The following is an 11,610-nucleotide window of genomic DNA, read 5'->3' as shown; positions in this document are numbered from 1 at the left end:
CATATCCCTTCATCTGGCAGATGGCTCACTTTATATCAGCGGGTTGCCGCCCGATATCGCAATGCCTGACCTGCGCAACACGCAGGCCATCACATCGCCAAAAAGGGTTACAGCTTGCGGAAACGGCTTTGTACACCGAATGTATCGGAGGTGACGTAACGTTCTACCTTACGTAACTGTTGTTCCCCACTGCCCAGTTCGTATGCCAGTTGATCAAGTAACTGGCGCGGTGTCTGTGGATGTTCATTCTCGTACCGGCTGGCGGGCACTTCGTCCAACATAAAAGTCAACACAATGTAAGCAATGATGGTGAAGAAAAATAACCCGAAAAACATCGACAGCACCACCATCACCCGGATTAACCGGACAGGAACGTCAAAATAGTGCGCCAGCCCGGCACAAACCCCCTTCAACATCCCTTCTTCAGGAACACGATAAAGTTTTTTACTGCTCAACGTATTTGCCATCAAGACTGTCTCCAATTCGGATGTTCTGCATCAAGAATTTCTTCCAAGGCCTGAATGCGTTCGCGCATGCGCTTGGCCTCTTCCGCCAATTCTGCCAAACGTTGCATCTCTTGATGGCTCAGTTGAATGCCGCTCTGTTGCCGATTGCTGTAATGCAGCCAAAGCCAAATCGGGGCGACAAATAGCACAAAAATGGTCAACGGGATGGCAAGTAATAGAGCACTCATGTCAATTCCTTCTCAAATGGATCTTGTGGGCGGCCACCCGCACAGTGGCCGCTACAATACTACTCTGCGCGGTTCATTTTAGCTTTCAATGCGGCCAGTTGCTCACTAATGGCATCATCTGCTTTCAGTTCGGCAAATTCCTGATCCAGGCTCTTCTTTTTACCGATACTGATGCTTTCCGCTTCGGCTTCCATGTGATCAATACGGCGCTCGAACTGCTCGAAACGTGCCATCGCTTCATCCAGTTTACCGCTATCCAACTGGCGGCGCACATCACGTGAAGAAGCAGCCGCCTGATGGCGCAGGGTTAATGCCTGTTGGCGCGCCCGCGTTTCGCTCAGTTTATTCTCCAGCTCACCAATCTCGCTTTTCATGCGGATTAATGTGTCTTCTACCGTTGCGGCTTCATGGCTTAATGTCACGATCAGATCGGCCACTTTCTGCTTTTCAATCAGTGCCGCACGTGCCAAATCTTCTTTATCTTTGCGCAAGGCCAATTCAGCTTTATCCTGCCAATCGTTGAGCTGGCTTTCGCCCTGTTCAATGCGGCGCAGCAACTGTTTTTTCTCCGCCAATGCCCGTGCCGAGGTGGATCGCACTTCAACCAATGTGTCTTCCATCTCCTGAATCATCAAACGCACCAACTTCTGTGGATCTTCTGCCTTGTCCAGCAGAGTGTTGATATTGGCATTTACGATGTCAGCAAAACGAGAAAAGATACCCATAATTCACTTCCTCTTGGTCATAGGGTGTGGCGTTTGAAGCGCCGCGTTGAAACATACTGCCTGGTTCCAATACTTAATCAAAACCCGTGCCAACTTTTATTGCATTGAAAATAAAAGAATATTTATTTTTGACTCTCTTTGTGCTTGCTGTAGAGTGAGTATTCTCACCAAATATTGGCGAATTTCATCATGAGCGAACCGTTAGAAAACCTGCTGGGCGAAGCAAACTCCTTTGTTGAGGTGCTGGAACAAGTCTCGCAGCTGGCAAAACTGAACAAACCGGTGTTGGTGATTGGTGAACGTGGTACCGGTAAGGAATTGATCGCCCACCGGTTACATTATCTTTCCAACCGTTGGCAAGGGCCGTTTATTTCGCTCAACTGTGCGGCACTGAACGAAAATCTGCTGGATTCTGAACTGTTCGGCCACGAGGCCGGTGCATTTACCGGTGCCCAGAAGCGCCATCTAGGCCGCTTTGAACGCGCCGATGGCGGCACCCTGTTTTTGGACGAATTAGCTACGGCCCCGATGCTGGTACAGGAAAAGCTGCTGCGGGTCATTGAATACGGCCATCTGGAACGTGTCGGCGGCAGCCAGCCGCTGCAGGTCGATGTCCGGTTGGTGTGTGCCACTAATGACGATCTCCCACAACTTGCCGCTGCCGGTAAATTCCGCGCCGACCTGTTGGATCGCCTGGCTTTCGATGTCGTGCAGTTGCCACCGCTGCGCCAGCGCCAGCAAGATATCATGTTGCTGGCCAATCACTTCGCCATCCAAATGTGCCGCGAACTCGCATTGCCATTGTTCCCCGGCTTCAGTGAGCATGCACAAGCTGCCCTGCTCAGTTACCGTTGGCCGGGCAATGTGCGTGAACTGAAAAATGTGGTGGAGCGTTCGGTCTATCGCCACGGCTCAAGCCAGGCTGAACTGGATAACATCATCATTAATCCGTTTAACCCGAGTTCAACGCCGCCGATCACACCGCAAGAATCAGCCAGCGATCTCCCCACGTTGCCGTTGGACTTGAAAGCCTGGCAACATCAGCAAGAAAAAAATCTGTTGGAAATGGCACTGCAACAAGGCCGTTTCAACCAGCGCAAGGCGGCAGATCTGCTAGGGCTCACTTACCATCAGTGGCGCGGTATGTTGAAAAAACATGCATTACAGCAAAGTGATGCACCAAAAAATGAATAGGTTTCACGCCGAACTGGCTATCGCCCAATTGGAAATGCGAAACGGTAAGCACAGCACGGCTTGAAAACCTTCATTCAAGCACACATTGATTAATCAGACGGCTGATAAAGTCAGATATCAGGAAGAGCGTGCCGTGGGGGCGTAGCGGCGTAAGCCGCCGGAGTGCCCCCCGGTGCGCTAGGCCCGAATATCTCGGGCTACAAAACACTTCTCTTAATGGTCATTATTCTTCGTATTGATGAACGGTACGCTGCTATTAGGCAACATGGTTTGAGGCAGTTCACCGTTCCAGCGTTCGGCAGTGATCAATTCAATCAATAACGGGTTTTTGCTCAACGCATCTGCCCGCAGTTTGATGGCTTCAGCCTCTGCTGCGCCTCTCAGTTTGATCCCTTCGGCTTCAGCGTGCGCCATACTCAACTGAGATTCGGCCATACCACGAGCCTTCTGAATCGCAATATCTGCATTGATCGTTTCAGTTTGCAGCATTTGTTGTGTTTTGGCGACATTCACTTCTGCCTTCATTCGCTCTTCAATATTCTTCTCATATTCATCTGTGAAACTGATATTTTCAATATTAACTGAGTCAACCACTAATGGTTCGTTGCCCAACGCTTTCTTTAACTCATTCGTCACTTTTTTAACAAACTCTTCGCGATGCTGAACCGCAGAAACCGCATTATACTGACCAAACACGTTTTCTACCTGAGTGGGAATATGCCGGTTCACCAGGCGATCGGCCATGACCTGGATATTGCCATATTTGGTATAAAGCGCCTCAATTTCGTCTGGTGGCACATGAAAGCCAACTGAAACCTTCATTTTTGCGGGTTGCTGATCTTTACTGTATGCCTGTATTTCGTCATGAGTTACAGACAGGTTGGCAATGGAAACTTTAGTTACGTCAGAAATGAGAGGAGCCTTAAAACCCAACCCCGGTTCAGCAATATGGGTCACTTTACCAAAACGGGTAATTACCCCTCTTTCACTTTGATCTATGGTATACCAGCTCCCAAACAGGCTGATGATACCAGCGAGTGTCAGCAACGCACAAAACACCGAGAAAATAATAAACCCTGGAGAGTTCTTTCCTTTTTCTAACATTTTCATTCATTATCCTCTTTTATTTTTTATATCCAAAAAGCATTAAAATTTAATTAGTTAATTTAAAATGGCGAAAAATTATACCTCACACCCGGTATACTTCAAGTTACAGACACATTGGCTTTTCTCATTCATCCCAACCACTTATTGAGGGAGCTTTGCAGGAGCCCCAGCACCACGCGCCATTGCATCAACCTCTCTCACTGTGCCCCTACCGCTCAGCGAATCGTAACAAATTTATGACGACAGGAGACATCATCATTAATCCGTTTAACCCGAGTTCAACGCCGCCGATCACACCGCAAGAATCAGCCAGCGAGCTCCCCACGTTGCCATTGGACTTGAAAGCCTGGCAACATCAGCAAGAAAAAAATCTGTTGGAAATGGCACTACAACAAGGCCGTTCCAACCAGCGCAAGGCGGCAGATCTGCTGGGGCTCACTTACCATCAGTGGCGCGGTATGTTGAAAAAACATACGCTGCTGCAAAGCGGTGAACCAGAAAACGAATAACCCTATACCTTTTCGGCCAAGTGTTCCCACCACCACCTGAGCGCGGCATTTTCCTGTCCAAAAACAGCTTTTCCTCTTCATGATCGGTTGTGAAGCAATTCACAAAAACATGATCAAGCCCACAAAAGGAACGTTATTTTTATTTAATTGAAACGGCGTTCTACAATTTAAGCATCACCGTTAAACCACTTTATCGGTGAGGTAATACACTACGACGAAGGATCAATGCACAGCATGTTCACACTGTGCATTAAATCAGCACCCGCTAACCCAAAATGAAATCGCGACTCTTACTCGCAAAGTGTTCGGTTCGGTGTGTTGAACCTTCATGCCAACTCATTATGGACAGGAGTCATTATGTATCAATCCATTACGCTACGACGCGCAACGCTTCCCACTGCACTGGCACTGATTTTCGCCAGCGGTCTGGCGGGTTCTGTTACTGCTAGCGCTGCCGATCTGGGCCGCGAAGTATTAGCCACGGGAGATGGTTGGGGCTCATTTGGCACAGGCGTCACGGGCGGCAGTGCTGCCACCAGTGAGCACATTTATATCGTCAACTCTTGGCAGGAATTGCGCGAAGCATTGGGTGGTACCGGTGCACACACTCAAACCACGCCACGCATTATCTATATTAAAGGTAAGATCAATGCCATGGAGAAAAACGGTGGCAGCAGTGTGCTAACCTGCGACGATCTTGCCGAGCAAGTCACCGTATCCGACACCGGAAGACCTTTTAGCATGGACGACTATATCGCGCATTTTGATCCTGATGGTTCTTGGGGTAGAAATCCGCCAGCAGGCCCGTTGGAAGAAGCCCGGGCTGCAGCAGCCAAATTGCAGACCAGCCATGTACAACAGCGCGTTGGTTATAACGTTACGCTGATTGGGATAGGGAAAGGTGCTCATATTACCGGGGCTCATCTGTTGGTTAGAGATGTCAGCAACGTGATCGTCCGTAACCTGCACCTCTCTGATGCCTATGATTGCTTCCCTCAATGGGACCCTGAGGACGGCAGCGCGGGCAACTGGAACAGCCTGTATGATAACCTGTCGTTATGGGAAGCCGAACACGTCTGGGTTGATCATGTCACGCTGGATGATGGTGAGAATCCACGTCAGTCACTGCCCAAAGTCTATGGGCGCCCTTTCCAGGTGCATGATGGCCTGTTGGATGTCACCCACAGCAGCAACTACGTCACCCTTTCCTACAATATCTTTGGCGATCACGACAAAGTTAACCTGATCGGCTCCTCAGACTCACGCCTGCTGGACCGCGATAAACTTAAAGTGACCATGCACCATAACCACTGGATCAACCCAGGCCAGCGCGCACCACGTGTACGTTTTGGTCAAGTTGATGTTTATAACAACTATAGCCAAATCCTGGCGGCGGCAGACTTTACCAGCATGTGGGGAATTGGGTTTGAATCCGCTCTGTATGCAGAAAAGAACGTGATCGAACTGGCTACGGGTATTGCACCAAGCAAAGTGATCAAACGCTACGGCGGCGAACACGTCTTTACCCACGACAATCTGGTTAACGGTAGCCCGGTCGATCTGCTGGCGGTTTATAACGCTTCTGTTTCTGCTGCTGATCAACTCACCGACGATGTCGGTTGGCAACCAACCCTGCGTTTGCATGTGAATAACGTCAATGACGTGAAAGCAATCGTCACTGAAAATGCAGGCTCCGGCAAGCTTGACAGCGATCGTCCGTGATCAAATCAACATAACCTATACTGGCAGGCGCTCCGGGCCTGCCAGCATCAGGTTGTGAACAAGAACCCACCCACATTTTGCCGTCAACCATCCGCGAGCAAATGCGTACCAGCAACTAGCTCGCTACTGACGTTGATGCTGCTCAACTCATACCGAATGAGTTTAAAAGTCAAACAATCAGCGGAAAATTCAGCCGTTTTACGCAAGGAATTGGGCAGATTGCCAGAGTGCGATACACTAACGTTATTGCTTATTAACTCTATGAAACGTCTATGCGTGGTTTACCTGTTTGGCTAATGTCACTGAGCTGTCTGGCAACCTCTGCGCTGGCTTCTCCTTCCCCTGCATCCAGCACCGAGCAACCTGCGCTTGCGGATATCCGTCAGAGTGGTTTCGTGTATTGTGTTAACGGAATACTGAATACCTTTAACCCACAGATGGCCAGCAGCGGCCTGACGGTCGATACGCTTGCCGCCCAGTTATACGATCGGCTGCTGGATGTCGATCCTTATACTTACCGGTTAATCCCGCAATTGGCGCAGCGTTGGGAAACGCTGGATAACGGTGCCACCTATCGCTTCCACCTGCGCCGCGACGTGCCTTTCCAGACCACGGCCTGGTTTCAGCCCACGCGTAAAATGAACGCCGAAGATGTGGTATTCAGTTTTGAACGGATATTTAACCGGCAGCACCCATTTCACTCGGTAAACGGAGGTAACTACCCTTATTTCGATAGCCTGCAATTTGGGGATTCCGTGCAGAGCGTAAAGAAGCTTGATAATTATACCGTCGAGATCCGTTTGCAAGCGCCAGATGCCTCTTTTCTGTGGCATTTGGCTACCCATTATGCTCCTGTGCTATCGGCGGAATATGCGGCTAATCTGACGCGGGCTGGCACCCAAGAGATGATTGACCGTGAACCGGTGGGCACCGGGCCGTTCCTGCTGAATGAATACCGCTCCGGGCAATACATTCGGCTGGCACGCAATGATGCCTACTGGCGAGGCAAACCCCGCATGTCACAGGTGGTGATCGACCTGGGGGCAGGTGGCACAGGCCGGTTATCCAAACTGCTGACCGGCGAATGTGATGTGCTGGCTTATCCGGCCGCCAGCCAGCTTTCGATTCTGCGCGACGATCCACGCCTGCGTCTGACACTGCGGCCCGGTATGAATATCGCCTATTTGGCATTTAATACCCGTAAACCACCGCTCGACAACCTGCAAGTGCGCCAAGCCATCTCATTGGCCATTAACAATCAGCGCCTGATGCAGTCAATCTATTACGGCACGGCGGAAACGGCGGCATCGCTTCTGCCTCGTGCCTCCTGGGCATATGACAATGAGGCAGACATCACTGAATACAACCCGGCCAGAGCCCGTGAAATGCTGCGCGAGGCTGGCGTTGGCCCTCTGGATCTGACGCTCTGGGTGCCTACTGCGTCACAATCTTACAATCCAAGCCCGCTGAAAACGGCCGAACTGATCCAGGCAGATTTAGCCCAAATTGGCATTAACGTCACCATCATGCCGGTGGAAGGTCGTTTCCAAGAAGCCCGGTTGATGGAAATGAACCACGATCTCACCCTTACCGGCTGGGCCACCGACAGCAACGACCCAGACAGTTTCTTTCGCCCGCTGTTGAGCTGCGCGGCAATCCGTTCACAAACCAACTATGCGCACTGGTGCGATCCCGGCTTTGATGAGCTTCTGCAAGATGCCCTGTTATCGCAACAGCTGGCACAGCGCATCGAAAAATATCAGCAGGCGCAGAAAATTCTCCAACAGCAATTACCGATACTGCCACTGGCTTCGTCTTTACGTCTGCAAGCCTACCGCTATGACATCAAAGGGTTGGTATTAAGCCCGTTTGGTAATGCGTCGTTTGCCGGGGTGTATCGTGAAGCGGCAGAGGAGGTGAAACCGTGATTATCTTTACCTTACGCCGTATTCTGCTGCTGCTGATTACCCTGTTCTTACTGACCCTGGTCAGTTTCAGCCTGAGTTATCTCCCCCCACATGCCCCGCTCAATGGTGCAGCTTTATGGGATGCTTATCAGTTCTATTTCGTCGGCCTGCTGCAAGGGGATTTAGGCGTTTCCAGCATTAACGGTCAGGCCATCAGTGAACAGTTGCGTGAAGTCTTCCCCGCTACCATGGAACTGTGCATTCTGGCGTTCACACTGGCGATGTTCATCGGCATCCCGTTGGGGATCATTGCGGGGGTTATGCGTGGAAAATGGCAGGATACGGCCATCAGTACCTTTGCCTTACTGGGCTTTTCCATGCCGGTATTCTGGCTGGCCCTGCTGTTGATGCTGTACTTTTCGTTGCACCTGGGCTGGATGCCGGTGTCGGGCCGTTTCGATCTGCTCTACCAAGTTAAACCAGTAACCGGCTTTGCACTGATTGATGCCTGGCTCTCTGATTCACCTTATCGCCATGAAATGATCGCCAGCGCACTGCGCCATATGTTACTGCCGATTATCGCCGTGGCCGTGGCCCCCATCACCGAAGTTATCCGTCTGATGCGCATCAGTACCGACGATGTACTTGACCAGAATTACATCAAGGCAGCGGCAACCCGTGGCTTGTCACGCTTTACCATTATTCGCCGCCACGTTCTGCACAATGCACTGCCACCAATTATCCCGAAGCTCGGGTTGCAGTTTTCCACCATGCTCACGTTGGCGATGATCACCGAAGTCGTGTTCAGTTGGCCAGGATTAGGGCGCTGGTTGGTGAATGCCATCCGTCAGCAGGATTATGCGGCGATCTCTGCCGGTGTCATGGTGGTCGGTGCATTGGTGATCTCCATCAACGTCCTGGCTGATATTCTGGGTGCTGCCACCAACCCGCTGAAACATAAGGAATGGTATGCCCTTCGATAACGTCTACCGTGAAAAGAAAATGCCAAGCCCGTTGCTGTATACCTGGCGGATTTTTTACGGCGACACTCTGGCGATGGTTGGTTTCTACGGCATGATTACCCTGCTGCTACTTTCCATTTTTGGTAGCCTGTTAGCCCCCTACGCGCTGGATCAGCAGTTCCTTGGCTATCAACTGTTGCCTCCCTCCTGGTCACGCTACGGTAATGTGTCGTTCTTTCTGGGAACGGACGATTTAGGCCGCGATATCCTGAGCCGCCTACTGACTGGCACGGCTGCTACCTACGGTTCTGCGCTGATCGTAACCCTTGCTGCCGCGTTCTGCGGCGTGATCCTCGGGGTGTTTGCCGGCATTACCCATGGCCTGCGCTCGGCTGTGCTGAACCATGTGCTGGATACCCTGCTCTCCATTCCTTCACTGCTGTTGGCGATCATCGTGGTGGCCTTTATCGGGCCGAAGCTGGAACATGCCATGTTAGCCGTCTGGCTGGCGTTATTGCCGCGCATGGTACGCACCATCTACAGTGCCGTGCATGATGAACTGGAGAAGGAGTATGTGGTCGCCGCCCGCCTAGATGGTGCTTCGACGCTGCATATTCTGTGGTATGCGGTGATGCCGAATATTGCGGTGGTGCTGGTGACCGAATTCACCCGCGCGCTCTCGATGGCGATCCTTGATATTGCTGCGCTGGGCTTTCTTAATCTGGGGGCTCAGCTACCTTCCCCGGAATGGGGAGCCATGTTGGGGGATTCGCTGGAGCTGATGTATGTCGCCCCTTGGTCAGTAATGCTGCCCGGCGGTGCTATTTTGGTCAGCGTGTTGTTGGTTAACCTGCTGGGTGATGGCGTGCGCCGTGCGCTTAATGCGGGGGTGGAATAATGCCGTTACTTGATATTCGCAATCTGACCATTGAATTCATTACGGCTGAAGGGCCAATTAAAGCGGTGGATCGCGTTAGCATGACGCTGACCGAAGGCGAAGTCCGTGGCTTGGTGGGGGAATCGGGTTCGGGAAAAAGCCTGATCGCCAAAGCAATCTGCGGCGTCACCAATGATAACTGGCGCGTTACCGCCGATCGTTTCCGCTTTGACGATATCGATCTGTTGCAGCTGACACCGCGCGAACGGCGCAAACTGGTGGGCCATAACGTGTCGATGATCTTCCAGGAACCGCAGTCTTGTCTTGATCCTTCCGCAAGTATTGGCCGCCAGTTAGCGCAGGCCATCCCTGGTTGGACTTATAAGGGCCGGTGGTGGCAGCGTTTCAACTGGCGCAAACGCCGTGCCATCGAACTGTTGCACCGCGTGGGCATCAAGGATCATGACGATATCATGGGCAGTTTCCCCTATGAACTGACCGAAGGAGAATGCCAGAAGGTGATGATCGCCATCGCTTTGGCTAATCAACCCCGGTTGCTGATCGCCGATGAACCCACCAATGCCATGGAACCGACCACCCAGGCGCAGATTTTCCGCCTGCTGGCGCGCCTCAACCAGAACAACAACACCACTATTTTGCTGATCAGCCACGATTTGCAGATGATGAGTAAATGGGCCGATCGCGTTAACGTGCTCTACTGTGGCCAAACGGTGGAAAGCGCTCTGTGTGATGAGCTGCTTGCTACGCCACATCACCCGTATACCCAAGCACTGATCCGCGCTATGCCCGATCTTGGCCGGTCATTGCGGCATAAAAGCCGCCTGAACACGCTGCCGGGGGCGATCCCTTCGCTGGAACACCTGCCGATCGGCTGCCGCTTGGGGCCACGCTGCCCATACGCGCAGAAAAAATGCATTGAAACCCCACGCCTGCGTGCGGTCAAGAACCACCTGTTTGCCTGCCACTTTCCGCTGAATCTGGAGGAACCATAATATGGAAACCTTGTTGGAAGTGCGCAATCTGACCAAAACTTACCGCTATCGCACCGGGCTGTTCCGCAACCAGCATGTGGAAGCGGTGAAATCCGTCAGCTTTACCCTGCGTGAACGCCAAACGCTGGCGATCATCGGTGAGAACGGTTCCGGTAAATCGACCTTGGCAAAAATGCTTTCGGGGATGATCGAACCCTCCTCCGGTGAAGTGCTGATTGACAACCATCCATTGGAATTTGGTGATTATCGCTACCGTAGCCAGCGTATCCGCATGATCTTTCAAGATCCCAGCACATCACTCAACCCGCGCCAGCGTATCGGCCAATTGCTCGATGCGCCACTGCGGCTGAATACCGATCTGGCCGCCACGGAGCGCGAAGCCCATATCAACCAGACACTGCGCCAGGTGGGGATGCTGCCGGATCACGCCTATTATTACCCGCACATGCTTGCGTCCGGCCAGAAACAGCGCGTGGCTCTGGCGCGTGCGCTGATCCTGCAACCCCAGGTGATCATCGCCGACGAAGCACTGGCCGCGTTGGATATGTCGATGCGTTCACAAATCATTAATCTGATGCTGGAGTTACAAGAAAAACACGGAATATCATATATTTATGTTACACAACATTTAGGTATGATGAAACATATCAGCGATCAGGTGATGGTGATGCATGACGGTGAGATCGTTGAACGGGGCAATACGGCCGAGGTTTTAGCCGCCCCCTTGCATGAACTCACCAAACGCCTGATCACCAGCCATTTTGGTGAAACACTGACTGCCGATGCCCCGCGGCGTGAGAGCGGTAGATTCTGACCCCTTTTCCTCCGGGCATACGGCTTGCCCGGTGATAACAACGCATATAATACTTTGGATTATGTACATTCGTCAGGGTTGAGCAG

General features: G+C 51.8%; 11 protein-coding genes and 1 pseudogene. 8 read left to right on the top strand and 4 right to left on the bottom strand.

Going from position 1 to position 11,610, the window contains the following annotated elements; genetic code table 11:
• Window positions 1-107 precede the first annotated feature (107 nt).
• Genes pspC through pspA form a run of 3 tightly spaced genes read right to left on the bottom strand, consistent with a single transcriptional unit; the run spans window position 108 to window position 1,419 of the window.
• Window positions 108-467: an envelope stress response membrane protein PspC gene (gene pspC, locus Z042_RS15575; protein WP_024910759.1), complete on the bottom strand. Its 360-nt coding sequence runs from the start codon at window positions 465-467 to the stop codon at window positions 108-110.
• Entirely contained in the window at window positions 467-694 is a 228-nt protein-coding gene (gene pspB / locus Z042_RS15570) for an envelope stress response membrane protein PspB (RefSeq protein WP_024910760.1), read from the bottom strand. The genes pspC and pspB overlap by 1 nt, the downstream gene beginning before the upstream one ends.
• Window positions 695-753: 59 nt before the next feature.
• Window positions 754-1,419: a phage shock protein PspA gene (gene pspA, locus Z042_RS15565; RefSeq protein ID WP_024910761.1), complete on the bottom strand. Its 666-nt coding sequence runs from the start codon at window positions 1,417-1,419 to the stop codon at window positions 754-756.
• Window positions 1,420-1,608: 189 nt separating this feature from the next.
• Here pspA and pspF (Z042_RS15560) point away from each other — a divergent pair, with 189 nt between their 5' ends.
• Window positions 1,609-2,613 carry a phage shock protein operon transcriptional activator gene (pspF, locus tag Z042_RS15560; RefSeq protein WP_024910762.1) on the top strand — a complete coding sequence of 335 codons (1,005 nt, stop codon included), beginning with the start codon at window positions 1,609-1,611 and terminating at the stop codon, window positions 2,611-2,613.
• 213 nt (window positions 2,614-2,826) lie between these two features.
• On the opposite strand, the gene Z042_RS15555 is transcribed toward pspF (Z042_RS15560), so the two are convergent.
• Complete coding sequence (locus Z042_RS15555; RefSeq protein WP_024910763.1) at window positions 2,827-3,717, bottom strand: prohibitin family protein; 891 nt, start codon at window positions 3,715-3,717, stop codon at window positions 2,827-2,829.
• A 251-nt stretch (window positions 3,718-3,968) separates the two neighbouring features.
• Here Z042_RS15555 and pspF (Z042_RS15550) point away from each other — a divergent pair.
• The 7 genes and pseudogenes from pspF (Z042_RS15550) to sapF all read left to right on the top strand — a co-directional run.
• Window positions 3,969-4,229 (top strand): annotated as a pseudogene (gene pspF, locus Z042_RS15550) (phage shock protein operon transcriptional activator); the annotation flags it as partial.
• Between the two features lie 357 nt (window positions 4,230-4,586).
• Window positions 4,587-5,951 carry a pectate lyase family protein gene (locus Z042_RS15545; RefSeq protein ID WP_024910765.1) on the top strand — a complete coding sequence of 455 codons (1,365 nt, stop codon included), beginning with the start codon at window positions 4,587-4,589 and terminating at the stop codon, window positions 5,949-5,951.
• A gap of 272 nt (window positions 5,952-6,223) precedes the next feature.
• Window positions 6,224-7,879 carry an ABC transporter substrate-binding protein SapA gene (gene sapA / locus Z042_RS15540; RefSeq protein WP_024910766.1) on the top strand — a complete coding sequence of 552 codons (1,656 nt, stop codon included), beginning with the start codon at window positions 6,224-6,226 and terminating at the stop codon, window positions 7,877-7,879.
• A complete protein-coding gene (gene sapB, locus Z042_RS15535; protein WP_024910767.1) occupies window positions 7,876-8,841 on the top strand; it encodes a putrescine export ABC transporter permease SapB in 966 nt (321 codons plus the stop codon). The genes sapA and sapB overlap by 4 nt, the downstream gene beginning before the upstream one ends.
• Complete coding sequence (gene sapC, locus Z042_RS15530; protein WP_024910768.1) at window positions 8,828-9,718, top strand: putrescine export ABC transporter permease SapC; 891 nt, start codon at window positions 8,828-8,830, stop codon at window positions 9,716-9,718. Before sapB ends, sapC begins: the two co-directional genes overlap by 14 nt.
• The gene (gene sapD, locus Z042_RS15525) at window positions 9,718-10,710 is read left to right on the top strand and encodes a putrescine export ABC transporter ATP-binding protein SapD (RefSeq protein WP_024910769.1); all 993 of its coding nucleotides are present in this window, start codon (window positions 9,718-9,720) and stop codon (window positions 10,708-10,710) included. The genes sapC and sapD overlap by 1 nt, the downstream gene beginning before the upstream one ends.
• A gap of 1 nt (window position 10,711) precedes the next feature.
• Window positions 10,712-11,524, top strand: a complete 813-nt coding sequence (sapF, locus tag Z042_RS15520; RefSeq protein WP_024910770.1) for a putrescine export ABC transporter ATP-binding protein SapF — start codon at window positions 10,712-10,714, stop codon at window positions 11,522-11,524.
• Window positions 11,525-11,610: the final 86 nt, after the last annotated feature.

Source organism: Chania multitudinisentens RB-25 (genome assembly GCF_000520015.2).
Lineage (GTDB): Bacteria > Pseudomonadota > Gammaproteobacteria > Enterobacterales > Enterobacteriaceae > Chania > Chania multitudinisentens.
Note: the sequence above shows the minus strand (reverse complement) of the source record. Positions and strands in the feature narration are given on the sequence as shown.

Coding starts and splice junctions, on each gene's coding strand:
- pspC (WP_024910759.1), bottom strand. CDS start 467: ATGGCAAATACGTTGAGCAGTAAAAAACTTTATCGTGTTCCTGAAGAA.
- pspB (WP_024910760.1), bottom strand. CDS start 694: ATGAGTGCTCTATTACTTGCCATCCCGTTGACCATTTTTGTGCTATTT.
- pspA (WP_024910761.1), bottom strand. CDS start 1,419: ATGGGTATCTTTTCTCGTTTTGCTGACATCGTAAATGCCAATATCAAC.
- pspF (WP_024910762.1), top strand. CDS start 1,609: ATGAGCGAACCGTTAGAAAACCTGCTGGGCGAAGCAAACTCCTTTGTT.
- Z042_RS15555 (WP_024910763.1), bottom strand. CDS start 3,717: ATGTTAGAAAAAGGAAAGAACTCTCCAGGGTTTATTATTTTCTCGGTG.
- Z042_RS15545 (WP_024910765.1), top strand. CDS start 4,587: ATGTATCAATCCATTACGCTACGACGCGCAACGCTTCCCACTGCACTG.
- sapA (WP_024910766.1), top strand. CDS start 6,224: ATGCGTGGTTTACCTGTTTGGCTAATGTCACTGAGCTGTCTGGCAACC.
- sapC (WP_024910768.1), top strand. CDS start 8,828: ATGCCCTTCGATAACGTCTACCGTGAAAAGAAAATGCCAAGCCCGTTG.
- sapD (WP_024910769.1), top strand. CDS start 9,718: ATGCCGTTACTTGATATTCGCAATCTGACCATTGAATTCATTACGGCT.
- sapF (WP_024910770.1), top strand. CDS start 10,712: ATGGAAACCTTGTTGGAAGTGCGCAATCTGACCAAAACTTACCGCTAT.